Genomic DNA, 18,252 nt, shown 5'->3' with positions numbered 1-18,252 from the left:
CCTCGACGGCCTGCGGCCGGGTGTTCCGGTCCGTCGTCATGCCGCCGCCAATGCGTCGCTGTGGGCCGTGATGCCCTTGGTGGATGCGATCACAGCACGCAGCTTCTTGGCGAGCGCTTCGTAGAACATGCTCAGCGGGAATTCGTCGGGGAGCACGTCATCCACGAGTTTGCGCGGCGGCTGGTCCAGGTCGAGGGCGTCGGGACCCTTGGCCCAGACCGAGCCCGGGTGCGGTGCCAGGTACGTCGAGACGAGGTCGTACGCGGCGAACCAGTGGACCAGCTTGGGCCGGTCGATACCGTCGCGGTAGAGCTTTTCGATCTCGCCGCACAGCTGGTTGGTGACCTTGGGCGCCCGCTCCCAGTCGATGTGCAGAGTGTTGTCCGTCCAGCGTACGACGTCGTGCTTGTGGAGGTACGCGAAGAGCAGCTGGCCGCCGAGGCCGTCGTAGTTGCGGACGCGGTCGCCGCTGACCGGGAAGCGGAACATCCGGTCGAAGATCACCGTGAACTGTACGTCGCGCGCCTGGGGGTACCCCTCGGCCTCCAGCTTCACGGCCTCCTTGAAGGCGGTGAGGTCGCAGCGCAGCTCCTCCAGGCCGTACATCCAGAACGGCTGCCGCTGCTTGATCATGAACGGGTCGAACGGCAGGTCACCGTGGCTGTGGGTGCGGTCATGGACCATGTCCCACAGGACGAACGACTCCTGGCAGCGCTGCTGGTCCTCGAGCATCGTGCGGATGTCCTCGGGGAGTTCGATGCCGAGCGTCTCGACGGCGGCCTGGCTGACCCGGCGGAAGCGGGCGGCCTCGCGGTCGCAGAAGATCCCGCCCCAGTTGAACCGCTCGGGGGCCTCACGCACGGCGATGGTCTCCGGGAAGAGCACCGCGGAGTGGGTGTCGTAGCCGGCCGTGAAGTCCTCGAAGGTGATGCCGCAGAAAAGGGGGTTGTCGTAGCGGGTGCGCTCCAGCTCGGAGAGCCACTCGGGCCAGACCATGCGCAGGACGACGGCCTCGAAGTTGCGGTTCGGGTTGCCGTTCTGGGTGTACATGGGGAACACCACGAGGTGCTGGAGGCCGTCGGCGCGCTGCTGGGCCGGCTGGAAGGCGAGCAGCGAGTCCAGGAAGTCCGGCACGCCGAAGCCGCTGTCGGCCCAGCGGCGCAGGTCGGCGGCGACCGCCCGGTGGTGGGCGGCGTCGTGCGGGACCAGCGGGGTCAGCTCGGCGACGGCCGCTATCACGCGCTCGACCTCGGCGCGGACGGCGTCTGCGGTCGGCGCGCCCTCCGCGGCCAGGTCGATCGAACCGTCCTCGGACTGCCACGGGCGGATGGTCTCGACCGCGTCCTTGAGCACGGACCACGCGGGGTGCGCGACCACACTCTCTGCGGTCGCGGTGGCCTCCCGGACACCCACAGGCGAAAGAATTTCCGTCATGACTGCCCTCCGGCGGTAGATCGTGTTGTCAGAACACGGTAACCAGCCGAGGATCGCCCGCTCAAGTGGCCCCGGTGAAAATATTTCTGCCGACACCCGGTGCTCACGCCGATTTTTCCTGTGCGTGACGGCCCAGACCTCACTTCCTGTCCGATGCGCCGGGGCGTACAGCGCTTCTTTCAGGGCCTGTTGACGGGAAAAGGGCACCTCTTCGCCCTCCGGGGCGCCACCGTCCGGCGTACGCGACACCTACTGCCCGTAGTCGTATGGCATATGCCACACCCCGCTCCCCGGGCCGCCGCTGACCGCCCCGACCGGGTCCCGGCGGGGCCGTCAGCGAGGGGAGGACTCGCCCACGCGCGGGTGAGGCGGTCTGGAACCGGATATGGCGGGTACCCGTACTGGACACACCGCGGCCCCGTCCGGCACCCCTTTTTCCGCCGTACGGTCCCGTTAGGCTGAGCGCCATTTCGTTCACCGTCGCCGACGGTCGACGGTCGACACCGGGACTGAGCCGACAGCAGCACCGAGCCGACAGAAGCGAGGCAGCCTTGTCCTTTCTCACCATCGGACACCGCGGAATGATGGGCGTGGAGCCGGAGAACACCCTGCGCTCCTTCGTGCGCGCCGAGCACGAGGGCCTCGATGTCATCGAACTGGATCTGCATCTGAGCAAGGACGGCGCGCTCGTGGTGATGCACGACGCGGATGTGGACCGGACCACCGACGGTGCCGGTCCGATCGCCGAGCGCACCCTCGCCGAGCTGCGCGAACTCGATGCCGGGCAGGGTGAGCGGATCCCCGTCTTCGAGGAGGTCGTGACGGCGGTCAAGGCACCGCTGCAGGCCGAGATCAAGGATGTGGCGGCGGCGCAGGCGCTGGCCGAGGTGCTGCGCTCGCGGGATCTGGCCGACCGGGTCGAGGTGATCTCCTTCCACGACGAGGCGCTGGCGGCGATCAGGACCCTGCTGCCCGGCGTCCGTACCGCGCTGGTCGCCAGCCGCTACGGCACCGATGTCGTCGACCGGGCGCTGGCCGTCGGCGCGACGATGCTCTCGCTGAACATCCGACGGCTCACCCTGGAACTGGTCGAGCGGGCGCACGCCGCGCAGCTGAAGGTGGTGGCCTGGACGGTCAACACCCACGATCAGCTCCGTCTCGCCCGGGGGCTCGGCCTGGACGGCGTGGTGACCGACCAGCCGGAGATCCGGCGGGCGGTCCGCTTCACGGCGTAGGCGGGCGGGGCGGCACCGGGGCGGGCGGGGCGCAACGCGTCCCCGGGGCCGCCCCGCGCTTCGTTCCCGTCCCGCGTTTCGCACCCGCCCCGCTCCTCGTGCCCCCGCGTACGGCGAAATCCGCAGTTCACAGCCGTGCAATGTGGTCTCGGCAGGCGGAATTCTCCGCCGGTGATCTCGACAGGCGGGCGCGCGCACTGCCACGCTCCCGCCATGCGCCTCGCCAACCGCCCCCTCCGCCTTGCCACTTGCGCCGCCGTCGCGCTGTTCACCGCGGCCGTCGGCTGTGCCCCGCAGGACGCGTCCCCCGGTGAGCCGGGGGCCGCCCGGGGCGAGCAGAGCTGCGACCGCGGCCGGCTGGCCACCGTGGCCCGCGGCACGCTCACGGTCGGCACCGACAAGCCCGCCTACGCGCCGTGGTTCCACGACGACGACCCGGCCAACGGCAAGGGCTTCGAATCCGCGGTCGCGTACGCCGTCGCCCGGCAACTGGGCTACGGCAGGGACGCGGTGCGCTGGCAGACCGTGCCGTTCAACAACGCCTTCGCGCCCGGTGCGAAGAAGTTCGACTTCGACATCAACCAGATCTCCATCAGCGCCACGCGCAAGCGGGCCGTCGCCTTCTCCTCCGGCTACTACGGCGTACGGCAGGCGGTGATCGCGCTCAAGGGCTCCCGGGCCGCGCACGCCAAGAGCATCGCCGATCTGCGGCGGGTCAAGCTCGGTGCGCAGGTCGGCAGCACCAGCCTGGACGTCCTCCAGGACACCGTCCGCCCCGCGCAGCAGCCGGCCGTCTTCCAGAAGAACGACCTCGCCAAGTCCGCGCTGAAGAACGGCCAGGTCGACGCGATCCTCACCGATCTGCCGACGGCCTTCTACATCACCTCGGCGGAGGTGAAGGACGCCGAGGTGGTCGGGCAGTTCGCGGCCACCGGCCCCGCGAAGGAACAGTTCGGGCTGGTCCTCGACAAGCAGAGCCGGATCACCGGGTGTGTGACGGCGGCGGTGGACACGCTGCGCAGGAACGGCACGCTGGCCCGGCTGGAGAAGAAGTGGCTGACCGACGCCATTGCGGTTCCGGTGCTCAAGTGACGTACGGAGAAGGTGTGGTGAAGGCCCCTACGGCACGGGAGGCGGCCGACGACGGGTATGTGCCCTCGGCGCGGCGGATCGAGAGGGAGCGTTTCCGGCGGGCGAGGGCGCGCCGGGCCACCGCCGTCGCCGCGCTGAGCACCCTGGTCACCGGCGCCGTCCTCTTCCTGGTCATCACCCGCTCGCCCGGCTGGCCACGTACCCGCGAGACCTTCTTCAGCCTGGAGTACGCGCGGCTGGCGCTGCCGAAGGTGCTGGACGGGCTGCTGCTGAATCTGCGGCTGCTGGTGGTGTGCGGGGTGGCGGTGCTGCTGCTCGGGCTGCTGCTGGCGGTGGCCCGGACGCTGCGCGGTCCGGTGTTCTTCCCGCTGCGTGCCCTGGCCGCCGCGTACACGGACTTCTTCCGCGGACTGCCGCTGATCATCTGCCTGTTGATGGTGGTCTTCGGGGTGCCGGCGCTGCGGCTGCAGGGCGTGCCCATCGATCCGGTGCTGCTCGGCGGGTCCGCGCTGGTGCTGACGTACTCGGCCTATGTCGCCGAGGTCTTCCGGGCCGGTATCGAGGCGGTGCACCCCTCGCAGCGGGCCGCGGCCCGGTCGCTGGGGCTCTCCCACGGGCAGGCGCTGCGCTTCGTGGTGCTGCCGCAGGCGGTGCGGCGGGTGGTGCCGCCACTGCTCAACGATCTGGTCTCGCTGCAGAAGGACACCGGTCTGGTGTCCATCGCGGGCGCGGTGGACGCGGTCTACGCGGCCCAGATCATCGCCGGCAAGGACTTCAACTTCACGCCCTATGTGGTGGCCGGGCTCGTCTTCGTCGCGCTGACGATCCCGATGACCCGCTGCACGGACTGGATCACGGCCCGCATGGACCGCCGGCGCGCCCAGGGGGGCCTCGTATGAGCACGACGGACGACACTCCGCGGCCGGCCGGGGAAGCGGCCGGGCCGGCGGCGGACGGCGGCGGACCGGTGTTGCGGCTGGAGTCCGTACGCAAGACCTACGGCCGGGGCACGGTCGTCCTGCGGGACGTGGATCTGGAGGTCCCGCCGCACACCGTGACCGCGCTGATCGGCGCCTCGGGGTCGGGCAAGTCCACTCTGCTGCGCTGCGCGAACCTCCTGGAGGAGATCGACGACGGCGCGATCTTCCTGGACGGCGCGGAGATCACCGACCCGCGGGCCGACGTGGACGCGGTGCGCCGCCGGATCGGTGTGGTCTTCCAGGCCTACAACCTCTTCCCGCACATGACCGTGCTGGACAACATCACGCTGGCGCCCCGCCGGGTGCACGGGGTGCCGCGCGCCGAGGCGGAGGCGCGGGCCCGCGAGCTGCTGGAGCGGCTCGGGCTCGGCGCGCGGGCCGGGGAGTACCCGGACCGGCTCAGCGGCGGCCAGCAGCAGCGGGTGGCGATCGTCCGGGCGCTGGCCGGGCGGCCCCGGCTGCTGCTGCTCGACGAGATCACCGCGGCGCTCGACCCGGAGCTGGTGGGCGAGGTGCTGGGCGTGGTCCGCGAGCTCAAGGACGAAGGCATGACCATGGTCATCGCCACCCATGAGATGGGCTTCGCGCGGGAGGTCGCCGACCAGGTGTGCTTCCTGGACGGCGGGGTGGTGCTGGAGCGCGGAACGTCCGAGCAGGTCTTCGGCGCTCCCCGGCACGACCGCACCCGGCAGTTCCTGCAGCGGATCATCCGGGCGGGCCGGCTGTGAGCGGCGGCCGGAGCCCCGGGACACGCCCTAGCCGAGCTGCTTGACCAGCAGCTCGAATTCCAGGTCGGGGCGCTGCGGGATACCGAACCGCTCCTCGCCGTACGGGAACGGGGTGTACTCCGCCGTACGCCGGTAGCCGCGGCGCTCGTACCAGGCGATCAACTCCGTGCGCTGCCGGATGACCGTCATCCGCATCTCCCGGACGTCCCAGAGGTCCTGGGCGGTGCGCTCCGCCTCCGTGAGGATCATCCTGCCGAGGCCGTCGCCCTGGAGGTCCGGGCGCACCGCGAACATCCCGAAGTGCGCGTGGTCCCCGCGGTGTTCGATCCGGCAGCAGGCGATCAGCGCGCCGTCCCACTCGGCGATCAGCAGCCGGCCGGACTCCTTGCGCACCGCGGCGGCGACGTCCTCCAGGTCGGTGCGCGGCCCCTCCAGCAGGTCCGCCTCCGTCGTCCATCCTCCGCGGCTCACCTCACCGCGGTAGGCCGACTCGATGAGGCCGACGAGGCCGGGGACGTCGGCGTCGCGGGCGGTGCGGAAGGTCAGCTCGGTGGTGGGCATCGCAGGCACGGTCCTCTCCGGCGGACGGGTGGCTGCGAGGAGGCTAACAACGGGCGGGGCCACGGCGTCAGGGCACGATTGCCGCGGGCTTCCGGCCGCGGGTGCCCCTCCGGGCGGGGCGGGCGGCGTAGGGTCCGGCCCATGGTGCACGTACTGAGCAGCAGGGTGCTGTTGCGGCCGGCCGATCCCGAGCGGTCGCGGGCCTTCTACGGTGAGGCGCTGGGGCTGGAGATCTACCGGGAATTCGGTACCGGGCCCGAGCGCGGCACGGTCTACTTCCTCGGCGGCGGCTTCCTGGAGGTGTCCGGCCACGCCGCCGGACCCGCCACGGAGACCCTCCAACTGTGGCTCCAGGTGGCGGACGCGGCGGCGGCACACCGGGAGTTGCAGGCGCACGGGGTGGAGGTGCTGCGGCCGCCCGTGCAGGAGCCCTGGGGGCTGATCGAGATGTGGATCGCGGACCCGGACGGTCACCGGATCGTGCTGACCGAGGTGCCGGCGGACCATCCGCTGCGCTACCGCCCCTGAGGACCGCCGCGCGCCCCGGCCGGCCGGGGCGGACCCGGTCCCGGTGGGCCCCTCCGCCGCGCTCCCCCCTTGCGCCCGTGCGCTCCCGTGTGCCGGGCGGCCGGCGGGCATCCTGCCCCCGATGCGTACGGGTGCGAGGGGAGGGGCTCCGTGCACGGACCGGTGTGGGTCGGCTGGCTGCTGGTGCTGCTGGGTGCCGCGGCCGGCGCGTACTGCCTCGCGCGGGCGCGCAGCGGACCGGCCGGACAGCGGGACGAGGCGCGCGGCGAGGGGCTGATGGCGCTGGGGATGGCGGCGATGGCCTGGCCGTTGGCGGCGCCTTCCTGGATGCCCTGGCTGTTCACCGCGGCCTTCGGGGCGAACGGTCTGTGGGCGCTGGTGCGCCGGCATCCGCACCATGCGGTGGGTGCGCTGACCATGGTGTACATGGCGCTGGTGATGGTGGCACCGTCCCAACGGGCGGGCCACGCCGGGCAGATGGGCCCGATGGCATCGATGGGACAGATGGGCTCCGTGGGCGGGACGGGGCCGATGGGGCATGCGGTTGCGGGCGGTGTGCCGTTGGTGACGGGGCTGTTGCTCGTCTACTTCACGGGGTACGTGCTCGCGGCGGGGGTCCGGCTGGTGCCGGCGGCGGCTCCGGGGGCCGGTGCGGGCGCCGGGGAAGCGGTGGCGGGCGCGGCGGTGGCGCCGGCGGGCGCCGGGGTGCTGCAGGCCTGCCGGGTGGCGATGGGTATCGGCATGCTGGCGATGCTGCTGGTGCTGTGAGCTGCGGCGACGCCCTGCCGTCCGGTGCGCCGCAGTGGGCGCGCCCGGTGCGCGGCGCCGGCCGGGGCGAGGTGGTGTGCGTCACTTCCGACGCGTGGCCGTACCAACGGGTAGTCGTGCGCTCATAGGCTGACGGCATGATGGTCCCTCTCGCGCTGATGATTCTCGGCGTGCTGGCCGCGGCAACGGCGCCACGGCTGATGGCCCGTTCCGACTGGCCCGGCCGTGAGCCGGTGCTCGCCCTGTGGGTGTGGCAGTGCGTGGTCGCCGGGGTGCTGCTGTGCTGTCTGCTCGCGATGTCGCTGAGCGCGGCCGCCGCCTGGGAAGCCGTCCGCAGCCCGGTGTTCGGGTTCGCCCCGCGGGTCGTCGTCGAGGCGTATGCCCTCAAGGCGCACGGGCCGTGGGCCGGGGTGCTGGCCCTGGTGCTGGCGGGTGGCGGTGCCTGGACGGCCGTGGCGCTGACCCGCGAGGTACGGGCGGTGCGCGCCCGTCGCCGGCAGCGGCGGGCCGAACTGCTGCTGCGCTCGCCGCTGCTGCCCGGTGAGGAGCCCTCCGGGGAGCGCCTGGTCGTCCTGGAGGGCGACCGCCCCGAGGCCTGGTGGCTGTCCCACTCCTCGCCCCAACTCGTCATCACCACCTCGGCGTTGCGCCGCCTGAAGGGGCATCAGCTCGATGCGCTGATCGCCCATGAGCAGGGGCACGCACGGGCCCGGCACGACCTCCTGCTGTACTGCGCCTCGGCACTGGCCGCCGGATTCCCGCAGGTCCCGGTCTTCGCCGCGTTCCGCGACCAGGTGCACCGGCTGGTCGAGCTGGCCGCCGACGATGTGGCCTCGCGCCGCTTCGGCCGGCGGACGATCGCCCTGGCGCTGGTCGAACTCAACGAGGACCGCGGGGTGTTCGGCCCCTGCCCGGCCCAGCTCGCCCAGGTGCCGGAGCGGGTGGACCGGCTGCTGGCTCCCGCACCGCGCTTCACCCCCGGCCGCCGGCTGCGGATGACGGCGGTGGCGGCGCTGGTGCCGGCGATCCCGCTGCTGGTGACCTTCATTCCGGGGCTGCGCGCCCTGACGTAGGCCACGCGGCGCCGGAGGGCGTGGCCCGTTCGCCCGGAACGCCGGGTATCGGCGAGGATCGTGGCATGCCACCGACGCCGCCGCCCTCCGTCCGGTCGTCCGCCGCCGTGGACGCCACCCGCCGCGCCGCACTCGCCCCACCGCGCGTCCCGGCCCTCCCCTGCGCCGCGCTCTGCGCCCTCGCCTTCGGTCTGCTGCTCACCCTGGTCGTGCTGGGCTGGGGCCCCTTGCTGTCGGTCGACCGGGCGCTGGCCGGTGCGCTGCACCGGACGGCGGTCGCCGAGCCCGGCTGGACCCGCCTCGGCCGGCTGCTCAGCGACTGGCTGTGGGACCCGTGGACGATGCGCGCGGTGCTGGTGGCCGCGGTCCTCCTGCTCGTACGGCGTGGTGAACGGCTGCTGGCGGTCTGGGTTGCGGGCACCGCGCTCGTCGGGACGGGGCTGCAGCAGGTACTGAAGGCGGTGGTCGGCCGGGAGCGCCCGGTCTGGCCGGACCCGGTGGACACCGCGCACTACGCGGCGTTCCCGTCCGGGCATGCGATGTCCGCGCTGGTCGCGAGCGCGCTGGTGCTGTGGCTGCTGCGGCTGGGCGGGGCCCGCGCGCGGTGGCGCCGGACGGCGGGGGCGGTGGCCGTGGTGTCGGTCGTCGGCGTCGGCTTCACCCGGGTCTATCTGGGTGTGCACTGGCTGTCGGATGTGGTCGGGGGCTGGCTGCTGGGCGGGGCGCTGGTGGCCGCGGCGGCAGCCGCATACACCCTCTTCGCTCCCCAAGAGGGCAAAGAGGGTCCGCAATGGGCAGGAAAACGGTCATGACGACGATCAAAGGTGTGCTCTTCGACTTCTCCGGAACCCTGCTGCGGATCGAACCCGCCGAGTCGTGGCTGCGGGCGGCGCTGGCGGCGTCCGGTACGGCCATGACCGACGCCGAGATCACCCGCCGGGCGGCCGCGCTGGAGCGGGCCGGTGCGCTTCCCGGCGGCTCCTCCCCCGTCGGCATCCCGGCCGAGCTGGCCGGCCTGTGGGAGCTCCGCGACCGAGACGCCCACCACCACCGCGCGGTCTACACCGGACTGGCCCGTCAAGTGCCGCTCCCCGCACCCGAGTTGTACGACGCGCTCTACGAGCGCCATATGACGGCGGCGGCCTGGCAGCCGTACCCCGACGCCGCCGGGGTGCTGGCGGAACTGCACCGGCGCGGTATCCGTATCGGCGTGCTGAGCAACATCGGCTGGGATCTGCGACCGGTGCTGCGCGCCCATGGCCTGGACCGTTATGTGGACGCCTGTGTGCTGTCCTACGAGCACGGCGTCCAGAAGCCCGATCCGCAGCTCTTCGCCGTGGCCTGCCGGGAGTTGGGGCTGGACCCGTCCGCCGTGCTGATGGTGGGCGACGACCGGCGGGCGGACGGCGGCGCCACGGCGCTGGGCTGCGCCTTCCTGCCGGTCGGCCATCTGCCGGTGGACCGGCGGCCGGACGGGCTGCGGCCGGTGCTGGATCGCGTGGGCTGAGCCACCGGCGGCGGCCGGGGCGCCGCCGGGCATGGCACCGCCCCGGCCGGTGCGAGACCGGCCGGGGCGGCAGGGACCAGCGAAGCCGTCGCGTCAGCTGAGGGACGCCAGGGCCTGGTTGAAGGTCTTCGACGGACGCATGACCGCATCGGCCTTCGCGATGGTGGGCTGGTAGTAGCCGCCGATGTCGGCCGGCGAGCCCTGCACCGCGATCAGCTCGTCGACAATGGTCTGCTCCTGTTCGGTGAGCGTCTCGGCAAGGGCCGCGAACGCCTCGGCGAGCTGGGTGTCGTCGGTCTGCTTGGCCAGCTCCTGCGCCCAGTAGAGGGCGAGGTAGAAGTGGCTGCCGCGGTTGTCGATGCCGCCGAGCTTGCGGCTGGGCGACTTGTTCTCGTTGAGGAAGGAGCCGGTGGCGCGGTCGAGGGTGTCGGCGAGCACCTGGGCGCGCGCGTTGCCGGTCTTCTGCGCGAGGTGCTCGAAGCTGACCGCGAGGGCGAGGAACTCACCCAGGCTGTCCCAGCGCAGGTAGTTCTCCTTGACGAGCTGCTGGACGTGCTTGGGGGCGGAGCCGCCGGCGCCGGTCTCGAACAGTCCGCCGCCGTTCATCAGCGGGACGACCGAGAGCATCTTGGCGCTGGTGCCCAGCTCCAGGATCGGGAACAGGTCGGTCAGGTAGTCACGCAGCACGTTGCCGGTGACCGAGATCGTGTCCTCGCCGCGGCGGATGCGCTCCAGGGAGAAGGTGATCGCGTCGACCGGCGCCATGATCTCGATCTGCAGGCCGTCGGTGTCGTGCTCGGCGAGGTAGGTCTTGACCTTCTCGATGAGCTGGGCGTCGTGCGCACGGCCGGCGTCCAGCCAGAACACCGCCGGGCTGCCGGTCGCGCGGGCGCGGGTGACGGCGAGCTTGACCCAGTCGCGGATCGGGGCGTCCTTGGTCTGGCACATCCGGAAGATGTCACCGGCGCCGACGACCTGCTCCAGGACGGCGTTGCCGTTCTCGTCGAGGACCCGCACGGTGCCCGTGACCGGGATCTCGAAGGTCTTGTCGTGGCTGCCGTACTCCTCGGCCTTCTGCGCCATGAGGCCGACGTTCGGGACCGAGCCCATGGTGGACGGGTCGTAGGCGCCGTTGGCGCGGCAGTCGTCGATGACGGCCTGGTAGATGCCGGCGTAGCTGCTGTCGGGGAGGACGGCGAGGGTGTCCGCCTCGGCGCCGTCCGGGCCCCACATGTGGCCGGAGGTGCGGATCATGGCCGGCATGGAGGCGTCGACGATGACGTCGCTGGGCACGTGCAGGTTGGTGATGCCGCGGTCGGAGTCGACCATGGCCAGCTCCGGGCCCTCGGCCAGCTCGGCGTCGAAGGACGCCTTGATCTCGGCGCCGTTGGCCAGCGACTCCAGGCCCTTGTAGATGCCGCCGAGGCCGTCGTTCGGGGTCAGGCCCGCGGCGGCGAGCGACTCGCCGTACTGGGCGAAGGTCTTCGGGAAGAAGGCGCGGACCACGTGGCCGAAGACGATCGGGTCGGAGACCTTCATCATCGTGGCCTTGAGGTGCACCGAGAACAGCACGCCCTCGGCCTTGGCGCGGGCGACCTGCGCCGTGAGGAACTCGCGCAGCGCGGCGACCCGCATCACGGACGCGTCGACGACCTCGCCCGCGAGGACCGGTACCGACTCGCGCAGGACGGTGGTGGAGCCGTCGTCGCCCGACAGCTCGATGCGCAGCGTGCCGTCCTGGCCGATGACGGTGGACTTCTCGGTGGAGCGGAAGTCGTCGACGCCCATGGTGGCGACGTTCGTCTTCGAGTCGGCCGTCCAGGCGCCCATGCGGTGCGGGTTGGACTTGGCGTAGTTCTTGACCGACGCCGGCGCCCGGCGGTCGGAGTTGCCCTCACGCAGGACCGGGTTGACGGCGCTGCCCTTGACCTTGTCGTAACGGGCGCGGATGTCGCGCTCCTCGTCGGTCTTCGGGTCGTCCGGGTAGTCCGGCAGCGCGTAGCCCTGCTGCTGCAGCTCGGCGACGGCCGCCTTCAGCTGCGGGATCGAGGCCGAGATGTTCGGCAGCTTGATGATGTTCGCCTCGGGAGTCTTCGCCAGCTCACCGAGCTCGGCCAGGGCGTCGTCGATGCGCTGCCCCTCCTCCAGGCGCTCGGGGAAGCTCGCGATGATGCGCCCGGCCAGAGAGATGTCACGGGTCTCCACGCTGACGCCGGCCGTCGACGCGTATGCCTGGATCACCGGCAGGAACGAATACGTCGCCAGGGCCGGGGCCTCGTCAGTGTGGGTGTAAATGATGGTCGAGTCAGTCACCGGGTGCTCCGCTCCACGTCTGCAACATTGCTCGACATCAAGATATCTCGTGAGTGCCTCCCTCTCGACAGGACCCCGCCACGGGCAAAAGTGGAGGAAATGGTTCCGATCCGCTGCGAACGGACTTCATCGCCGAGGTCGAGCGGGTACTGAGCGTGCTGGACGGCGCGGTCCTCGTCGTCTCCGCCGTGGAGGGCGTACAGGCGCAGACCCGCGTACTCCTGCGGACCCTGCAGCGGCTGCGCATCCCGACCCTGATCTTCGTGAACAAGGTGGACCGCCGGGGCGCGGACGGCGCGCGCGTACTGCGGCAGATCGCCGAGCGGCTGACCCCGGACGCCGTCGCCATGACCTGCGTGGACGCGCCGGGCACCCGCGAAGCGCGGATCACCTCGTACGACGCCGCCGATACCGGATTCACCGACCGGCTCGCCGACCTGCTCACCGCGCACGATGACGCGCTGCTGGCCACCTACATCGAGGACGCCTCGGCCCTGTCCTACGGGCGGCTGCGCGGGGAGCCGGCGGAGCGCACGCGGCGGGGCTGGTGCATCCGGTGTTCTTCGGCTCGGCCGTCACCGGCGCGGGCCTGGAGGCGCTGATGCTCGATGCCGTACCCGTTCATGAAGGCCGTCGAGGAGACCGTGCACGAGACACTGCGCGAAGGGGTGTACGGATGGCAGGTCGAGGACTGCACGGTGACGATGACGCACTCCGGCTACCGGGCCCGGCAGAGCCATGCCCACGGCACCTTCGACAAGAGCATGTCGAGCACCTCGGGGGACTTCCGGCATCTGACGCCACTGGTCCTGATGGACGCGCTGCGGCGGGCCGGCACCCGGGTGTACGAGCCGGTGCACCGCTTCCGGCTGGAGATCCCGGCGGACGCCCTCGGCCCGCTGTCGCCGCTGCTCGCCCGGCTGCACGCGGTGCCGCGTGCGCAGACGGTACGGGGTGCCGAGTGCCTGCTGGAGGGCGAGCTTCCGGTGGCCCGGGTGCATGAACTGGAGCGGCGGCTGCCGGGGCTGACCCGCGGCTAAGGGGTGCTGGCGTGCGACTTCTCGGGGTATCAGCCGGTGCGCGGCGAGGTTCCGGTCCGGCCGCGGACGGACCACGATCCGCTGCATCGCAAGGAGTATCTGCTGAAGGTCGTGCGACGGGTGGTGGGTTGAGGGCCGTCAGCCGGTCTTCGTCCACGGCCGGCAGCCGTGGGTCTCGAAGGTCTGGCCGTCGTACACGGTGACGCGGGCCGGGCCTCGGGAGGCGCCCTTGGTGAGGCCGCTGCCCGGCTCCCTGCCGGAGCCCCGGGCGCGCGCCCAGGAGCAGGGCGGCACATCGGAGGCGGTGGGCCCGCCGGTCTCGTAGGTGCCCGGGACGAGGTCCTCCCCCACGCGGTAGCTGCCCGGACCAGCCGTGGTGGCGGGCCCGGACGCCGCTGTCTTCCCGGTGCGCCCGGTCGCCCCGATCGGCCGCTCCGCCGCGGCCTGCTCCGTTTTGCCGGTGACGGTGGGGGCGGAGGCGGGGTTCGCCTCCGCCTTCTTGCCGCCGCCGACGGCTATGCCGAGCCCGACGACGAGGAGGGCGCACCCGGAGCCCACCACGATCTTCAGCGCGGCGTGCTGCGACACCGGCGGCCGCACGGGCCGCGGCGACGCGAACGGGTGGGACCGCTGACCGGACGGCACGGACCGCTGCGGGTACGACATAAACAATCCCCCTGGGCTTTTGTGACGGTGCCGTGAAGACCACCCAGCGGCATTGAAGGTTGTAGGGCCGCATTCCGGAGCGCGCCCGGCGGTTCAGGCCGGCAGGCTCCGCAGCCAGACGGCGACTCCGTGGTGGTGGCTACAGGTGCCCCGCCGGTGCCGGCTGTAGCTGTAGGTCCCGTCGTTGCACTTCGCGGAGGCACCTGCGGTCGTCGGAGTCAACAAAGTCGTCCAACGGTCCGCTGCACCGCCCGACATGACCCCGGAACGGCCCTGCCACGGCCCCACAACTGGCCCGGCACCGACGGATTCGCGCACCCGGCCAATCCGTAACGGCTCCCGCTACGAACGCACCGAAGAGGGGAGCATGACCGCCTGCCCCTCCCCCGCAGGACCGGAGCCCACGTCCCGCCGGTCCCTGACCGATTGGAATCCCGATGGCCACGACGCTGCAGATCGGTACGCCCGTCCCCGACTTCACCCTGCCCGGCGGGGTGCTGACCGGGGACCGTTTCGAGCGGCGCGACTACACCCTGTCCCTGCAACGCGGCCGGCCGCTGCTGCTGGCCTTCTACCCGGGCGATGACACCAGCGTGTGCACCAAGCAGCTGTGCTCCTACTCCTCCGGCCTGGACCAGTTCACGGACCAGGACGCGGAGGTCTGGGCGATCAGCCCCCAGGACCTCGACAGCCATGAGCAGTTCGCCCGCAAATACGGTCTGCGGCTGCCGCTGCTCGCCGACACCGACCGCCAACTGGCCCGCCGCCTCGGCATCGCGGCTCCCGGCATCGGGCTGCGCCGGTCCGTGTTCCTCATCGGTTCCGACGGCAGGCTGCGCTGGAAGCATGTCGCCCTGCTCGGGGCCACGTTCCAGAACCTCGACGCCCTCGTCCGCCGGCTCCCCACTACGGACGGCTGACCCGTCGACGCGGAACCGGCCCGGCCGTCCGGGACCACCTCGTACGGCTCAAGGGCGCCACATCGCATGGTCTTTATCACCGAAGCAATGTGCGCGGGCGCGCGTCAGTGAATAGTCTTCTTTCTCAAGTCGGCATTTCATGAACGAAGTTGACAGTCCGCTTGCGCAGACCATGCACGCCACGTACAGGAGATTGCGGTGATTGCCCCTCACGGTCGAATCGGGCTCCGCCCCCTTGAGCACGGTGAGGACCTGCTCCCCTCGTCCGAGAGAACGCCGGCGGGACAGCAGTGAGACGCAAACCGGCCTTCGACCGGCATCCGGCACGGGACGACACCCGGTTACGCGGTGTGGTGGAGGACGCCGCGATGGGCAGGTGGGAAGGCGCACGCGAACTGCTGAGCGCGACCGGCGCCGACTGGGACCGCCGGATCTTCCGCCTCCAGGTGCTCGCCCGTGCCGGGGCCCGGCTGACCTTCGCCGACACCTGGGCCCAGGCCGAACCGCGTTCCCCGCACGCCCTGGCCCTCCTCGCCACCGTCCAGGCCCTGCGTTCGATGGCCGGTCAACGGGGGCAGGGCAGCGGCGCGGAGATGGAACAGGCGTGGGAGACCTGCCATGCCGCCGGTGACGTCCTGCCCGCCGACCCGACGCCGTACGTCGTCATGCTCGCGCTGCTGCGCTACCACTCCCCCGACCGCGACCGGGAGTGGCGGCAGACGGTGCACAGCGTGTGGCGGGAGGTCGAGGAGCGCGACCCGTGGAACCGGGAGGCGCACCATGAGCTGCTCACCTACATGTTCCCCGACTGGCACGGGGTGGCGGGCGAGATGTTCCACTGGGCGCAGGAGCGGTGCGCCCATGTGCCCCGCGGGATGCCGTTGCACGTCCTGCCGCTGGTGGCGCTCGCCGAGTCGCACCGTACGCGGATGAAGAAGGACGGGCACCGGTACGGCCTGACGGTGCATCCGTGGACGGAGAACCCGTCGACCCAGCAGGCATGGGCGAACTGGTGGACCTACCGTGCCCCTTCCATGCCGCACGCCGCCTTCCACGAGGACGCCAACTACCTGGCCCACGCGCTGTCCTTCGCGAACCAGCACCGGGTGGCGGCCGAGGTCTTCGACGCCATCGGCCCGTACGCCACGGATGTGCCGTGGAGTTACTGCGGAGACGCCCAGCAGCTCTTCGCCCGGCACCGGAAGTGGGCCGTCAAGGGGGCCGCACCGTAGCGCCTGCCGAATGTGTTCCGCATGTCATCGCGCCACCAACAGGAGAGGCACAGCCATGCCATTGGACATTCCCAGCGTCACACAGACGGAGGAGGAGCGCCTGGCCGAACTCGGCATCGCGCAGACGTTGGACCGCTCGATGTCCGGGCGGCAGAACTTCGCTGTCTCGTTCACCATCATCAGCATCCTGTCCGGCTGCCTCACCATGTACGGCTTCGGTATGAACACCGGCGGGCCGGCCCTGATCATGTGGGGCTGGGTTCTCGTCGGCCTGATGACCCTCTTCGTCGGCCTGTCCATGGCCGAGGTCTGCTCCTCCTACCCGACCTCCGCCGGTCTCTACTTCTGGGCGCACAAGCTCGCCCCGCAGCGGTCCGCCCCGGCCTGGGCCTGGTTCACCGGCTGGTTCAACACCCTCGGCCAGGTGGCCGTCACCGCGGGCATCGACTTCGGTGCCGCGTCCTTCCTCAATGCCTACCTGAACCTGCAGTTCGGCTACGCCGCCACGCCCGTCCACACGATCACGCTGTTCGGCGTGATCCTCCTGCTGCACGCGGTGGTGAACACCTTCCGGGTGCGCGTGGTCGGCTTCTTCAACACCGTCTCGGTGTGGTGGCATCTGATCGGCGTCGTCGTGATCGTCGGCGCCCTGCTGGTCATCCCCGGCAAGCACCAGTCCCCCGCCTTCGTCTTCACCGAGTTCGTGAACAACACCGGCTGGGGCTCCGCCGTCTATGTCGTGCTCATCGGGCTCCTCATGGCGCAGTACACCTTCACCGGCTATGACGCGTCGGCCCATATGACGGAGGAGACGAAGAATGCCTCGGTCGAGGGGCCCAAGGGCATCGTCCGCTCGATCGTGGTGTCGTGGGCCGCCGGGTTCGTGCTGCTCTTCGGCCTGACCTTCGCGATCCAGTCGTACACCGGCGCCCTGGAGTCGAGCACCGACGTACCGCCGGCGCAGATCTTCATGGACGCGCTCGGCGCGAGCACCGGCAAGCTGATGCTGCTGGTCATCATCGGCGCCCAGCTGTTCTGCGGAATGGCGTCGGTCACCGCGAACTCCCGCATGATCTACGCCTTCTCCCGCGACGGGGCGCTGCCGTTCTCCACTGTCTGGCACAAGCTCCACCCGGGGACCCGCACCCCGACGAACGCGGTGTGGCTCGCCGCCGGCGGCGCGTTCGTCCTGGGGCTGCCGTACCTGTTCAACACGACCGCGTACGCCGCCGTCACGTCCATCGCGACCATCGGCCTCTACATCGCGTACGTGGTGCCCACCCTGCTGCGCCTGCGCCAGGGCGACAACTTCCGCCGCGGCCCCTGGCACCTGGGGCGCTGGTCCAAGCCCGTGGGCCTGATCGCGGTCGGCTGGGTCGCGGTCATCACCGTGCTGTTCATGCTGCCCCAGCAGCACCCGGTGACCCTGGAGACCTTCAACTACGCGCCCATCACGGTGGGCGTGGTGCTGCTCTTCGCCGGCACCTGGTGGTTCGTCTCGGCCCGCAAGTGGTTCCTCAACCCGCAACACCCGAGGAGCAACCCGACGCAGCCGCCGACACCGGAGCGGACGGCTTCGCCGTCGCACTAGGAGTTGTCTTCAAATGTCACGCCCACATCAGGAGTGATGCGAGGGTGACGGCTGCGGATCCGGTCGGCCCGTTCGGGGATGGTGTGGCCGATACCTCGTCGCCGCAGCCGGGTCCGGATGGCCGTCGAGCTTTCGGGCCCCGGCGGCGCGCCGGTGGGCGCGGACGCCGGTGGAGTCGACCGACCCGAGCCAGTCGATGTCCCCGGCCGCATCCGCCTGGGCCTGGGCGGACCGGTTTCGAGCGCTACCCGGAGTTCGGTGCCAGCCAGGGACTGGCCGAGGCAGAAGTGGGGGGCGGCGCCGAAGGTGAGGTGGGGGTTGGGGGTGCGCCCCAGTGGTTCCGGCGCTGACGGTCTGCCCGGCGAGGGATGTCGATCGGCGACGGCCGACGAAGGCGAGGATGTTCCGCCGTGCGTTCGTAGCGACGGTGCAGGCGTCGGCAGCCGGCCGGCCAAGCCGTCCCCAGAGGCGATCGCCGAGCTCACGAGCCTGCTCGCTCCCGGCGGTAGCAGCCGATGAATCTCGTTCCTTAATCGTTCTCAGCGCTGACTGTGCCGGCCCCATTCTCCGCGCGGGGCCGGTCC

At 71.3% G+C, this 18,252-nt stretch carries 17 protein-coding genes and 1 pseudogene; 13 read left to right on the top strand and 5 right to left on the bottom strand.

From position 1 onward, the window contains the following. Nucleotides 1-36: 36 nt before the first annotated feature. Nucleotides 37-1,434, bottom strand: a complete 1,398-nt coding sequence (locus ACFW5B_RS05980) for a DUF6421 family protein (protein ID WP_386433875.1) — start codon at nt 1,432-1,434, stop codon at nt 37-39. A gap of 551 nt (nt 1,435-1,985) precedes the next feature. Here ACFW5B_RS05980 and ACFW5B_RS05975 point away from each other — a divergent pair. The 4 genes from ACFW5B_RS05975 to ACFW5B_RS05960 all read left to right on the top strand — a co-directional run bounded on the left by ACFW5B_RS05975 (nt 1,986) and on the right by ACFW5B_RS05960 (nt 5,469). Next, nucleotides 1,986-2,669 (top strand): glycerophosphodiester phosphodiesterase, encoded by a 684-nt coding sequence (locus ACFW5B_RS05975; protein ID WP_386433872.1) that lies wholly within the window; start codon nt 1,986-1,988, stop codon nt 2,667-2,669. A 213-nt stretch (nt 2,670-2,882) separates the two neighbouring features. Further along, nucleotides 2,883-3,761: an ABC transporter substrate-binding protein gene (locus ACFW5B_RS05970; RefSeq protein ID WP_386433869.1), complete on the top strand. Its 879-nt coding sequence runs from the start codon at nt 2,883-2,885 to the stop codon at nt 3,759-3,761. Then, entirely contained in the window at nt 3,758-4,660 is a 903-nt protein-coding gene (locus tag ACFW5B_RS05965; RefSeq protein WP_386433866.1) for an amino acid ABC transporter permease, read from the top strand. The genes ACFW5B_RS05970 and ACFW5B_RS05965 overlap by 4 nt, the downstream gene beginning before the upstream one ends. Further along, complete coding sequence (locus ACFW5B_RS05960) at nt 4,657-5,469, top strand: amino acid ABC transporter ATP-binding protein (protein WP_386433863.1); 813 nt, start codon at nt 4,657-4,659, stop codon at nt 5,467-5,469. The genes ACFW5B_RS05965 and ACFW5B_RS05960 overlap by 4 nt, the downstream gene beginning before the upstream one ends. Before the next feature lie 27 nt (nt 5,470-5,496). Here ACFW5B_RS05960 and ACFW5B_RS05955 read toward each other — a convergent pair whose 3' ends face one another. After that, the gene (locus ACFW5B_RS05955; RefSeq protein WP_386433860.1) at nt 5,497-6,030 is read right to left on the bottom strand and encodes a GNAT family N-acetyltransferase; all 534 of its coding nucleotides are present in this window, start codon (nt 6,028-6,030) and stop codon (nt 5,497-5,499) included. Nucleotides 6,031-6,171: 141 nt separating this feature from the next. Between ACFW5B_RS05955 and ACFW5B_RS05950 the strand changes: the two genes are divergently transcribed. The 5 genes from ACFW5B_RS05950 (at nt 6,172) to ACFW5B_RS05930 (ending at nt 9,906) form a co-directional block, all read left to right on the top strand. Beyond that, nucleotides 6,172-6,558, top strand: a complete 387-nt coding sequence (locus tag ACFW5B_RS05950; protein WP_386433857.1) for a VOC family protein — start codon at nt 6,172-6,174, stop codon at nt 6,556-6,558. A 150-nt stretch (nt 6,559-6,708) separates the two neighbouring features. Next, nucleotides 6,709-7,326 carry a DUF5134 domain-containing protein gene (locus tag ACFW5B_RS05945; protein ID WP_386433854.1) on the top strand — a complete coding sequence of 206 codons (618 nt, stop codon included), beginning with the start codon at nt 6,709-6,711 and terminating at the stop codon, nt 7,324-7,326. 137 nt (nt 7,327-7,463) lie between these two features. Continuing rightward, nucleotides 7,464-8,399: a M56 family metallopeptidase gene (locus tag ACFW5B_RS05940; RefSeq protein ID WP_386433851.1), complete on the top strand. Its 936-nt coding sequence runs from the start codon at nt 7,464-7,466 to the stop codon at nt 8,397-8,399. Nucleotides 8,400-8,464: 65 nt separating this feature from the next. Continuing rightward, nucleotides 8,465-9,211 carry a phosphatase PAP2 family protein gene (locus ACFW5B_RS05935; RefSeq protein ID WP_386433848.1) on the top strand — a complete coding sequence of 249 codons (747 nt, stop codon included), beginning with the start codon at nt 8,465-8,467 and terminating at the stop codon, nt 9,209-9,211. Then, nucleotides 9,208-9,906 carry an HAD family hydrolase gene (locus tag ACFW5B_RS05930; protein ID WP_386433846.1) on the top strand — a complete coding sequence of 233 codons (699 nt, stop codon included), beginning with the start codon at nt 9,208-9,210 and terminating at the stop codon, nt 9,904-9,906. The genes ACFW5B_RS05935 and ACFW5B_RS05930 overlap by 4 nt, the downstream gene beginning before the upstream one ends. A 93-nt stretch (nt 9,907-9,999) precedes the next feature. On the opposite strand, the gene ACFW5B_RS05925 is transcribed toward ACFW5B_RS05930, so the two are convergent. Beyond that, nucleotides 10,000-12,219 carry an NADP-dependent isocitrate dehydrogenase gene (locus ACFW5B_RS05925; protein WP_386433843.1) on the bottom strand — a complete coding sequence of 740 codons (2,220 nt, stop codon included), beginning with the start codon at nt 12,217-12,219 and terminating at the stop codon, nt 10,000-10,002. A 110-nt stretch (nt 12,220-12,329) separates the two neighbouring features. Here ACFW5B_RS05925 and ACFW5B_RS05920 point away from each other — a divergent pair. Beyond that, nucleotides 12,330-13,391: pseudogene (locus ACFW5B_RS05920) on the top strand (GTP-binding protein); the annotation flags it as partial. Nucleotides 13,392-13,397: 6 nt separating this feature from the next. On the opposite strand, the gene ACFW5B_RS05915 reads toward ACFW5B_RS05920, so the two are convergent. Together ACFW5B_RS05915 and ACFW5B_RS05910 are read right to left on the bottom strand one after the other, a co-directional pair. Then, a complete protein-coding gene (locus ACFW5B_RS05915; RefSeq protein WP_386433840.1) occupies nt 13,398-13,925 on the bottom strand; it encodes a hypothetical protein in 528 nt (175 codons plus the stop codon). Nucleotides 13,926-14,018: 93 nt separating this feature from the next. Next, nucleotides 14,019-14,183, bottom strand: a complete 165-nt coding sequence (locus tag ACFW5B_RS05910) for a DUF3761 domain-containing protein (RefSeq protein WP_386433837.1) — start codon at nt 14,181-14,183, stop codon at nt 14,019-14,021. 179 nt (nt 14,184-14,362) lie between these two features. Here ACFW5B_RS05910 and ACFW5B_RS05905 point away from each other — a divergent pair, with 179 nt between their 5' ends. The 3 genes from ACFW5B_RS05905 to ACFW5B_RS05895 all read left to right on the top strand — a co-directional run bounded on the left by ACFW5B_RS05905 (nt 14,363) and on the right by ACFW5B_RS05895 (nt 17,668). Continuing rightward, on the top strand, nt 14,363-14,845 hold the full coding sequence (locus ACFW5B_RS05905; protein ID WP_386433834.1) for a peroxiredoxin: 483 nt from the start codon (nt 14,363-14,365) through the stop codon (nt 14,843-14,845). A gap of 290 nt (nt 14,846-15,135) precedes the next feature. Next, entirely contained in the window at nt 15,136-16,077 is a 942-nt protein-coding gene (locus tag ACFW5B_RS05900) for a hypothetical protein (protein WP_386433831.1), read from the top strand. 55 nt (nt 16,078-16,132) lie between these two features. Further along, the gene (locus tag ACFW5B_RS05895; RefSeq protein WP_386433828.1) at nt 16,133-17,668 is read left to right on the top strand and encodes an amino acid permease; all 1,536 of its coding nucleotides are present in this window, start codon (nt 16,133-16,135) and stop codon (nt 17,666-17,668) included. Nucleotides 17,669-18,252: the final 584 nt, after the last annotated feature.

Source organism: Streptomyces sp. NPDC058773 (assembly GCF_042746015.1).
Classification (GTDB): Bacteria; Actinomycetota; Actinomycetes; order Streptomycetales; family Streptomycetaceae; genus Streptomyces.
Note: the sequence above shows the minus strand (reverse complement) of the source record. Positions and strands in the feature narration are given on the sequence as shown.

What these genes read in the sequence shown, in the direction of transcription:
- ACFW5B_RS05980 (WP_386433875.1), bottom strand. Translation starts at nt 1,434, where the DNA reads ATGACGGAAATTCTTTCGCCTGTGGGTGTCCGGGAGGCCACCGCGACC.
- ACFW5B_RS05970 (WP_386433869.1), top strand. Translation starts at nt 2,883, where the DNA reads ATGCGCCTCGCCAACCGCCCCCTCCGCCTTGCCACTTGCGCCGCCGTC.
- ACFW5B_RS05960 (WP_386433863.1), top strand. Translation starts at nt 4,657, where the DNA reads ATGAGCACGACGGACGACACTCCGCGGCCGGCCGGGGAAGCGGCCGGG.
- ACFW5B_RS05955 (WP_386433860.1), bottom strand. Translation starts at nt 6,030, where the DNA reads ATGCCCACCACCGAGCTGACCTTCCGCACCGCCCGCGACGCCGACGTC.
- ACFW5B_RS05950 (WP_386433857.1), top strand. Translation starts at nt 6,172, where the DNA reads ATGGTGCACGTACTGAGCAGCAGGGTGCTGTTGCGGCCGGCCGATCCC.
- ACFW5B_RS05940 (WP_386433851.1), top strand. Translation starts at nt 7,464, where the DNA reads ATGATGGTCCCTCTCGCGCTGATGATTCTCGGCGTGCTGGCCGCGGCA.
- ACFW5B_RS05935 (WP_386433848.1), top strand. Translation starts at nt 8,465, where the DNA reads ATGCCACCGACGCCGCCGCCCTCCGTCCGGTCGTCCGCCGCCGTGGAC.
- ACFW5B_RS05930 (WP_386433846.1), top strand. Translation starts at nt 9,208, where the DNA reads ATGACGACGATCAAAGGTGTGCTCTTCGACTTCTCCGGAACCCTGCTG.
- ACFW5B_RS05915 (WP_386433840.1), bottom strand. Translation starts at nt 13,925, where the DNA reads ATGTCGTACCCGCAGCGGTCCGTGCCGTCCGGTCAGCGGTCCCACCCG.
- ACFW5B_RS05910 (WP_386433837.1), bottom strand. Translation starts at nt 14,183, where the DNA reads ATGTCGGGCGGTGCAGCGGACCGTTGGACGACTTTGTTGACTCCGACG.
- ACFW5B_RS05905 (WP_386433834.1), top strand. Translation starts at nt 14,363, where the DNA reads ATGGCCACGACGCTGCAGATCGGTACGCCCGTCCCCGACTTCACCCTG.
- ACFW5B_RS05895 (WP_386433828.1), top strand. Translation starts at nt 16,133, where the DNA reads ATGCCATTGGACATTCCCAGCGTCACACAGACGGAGGAGGAGCGCCTG.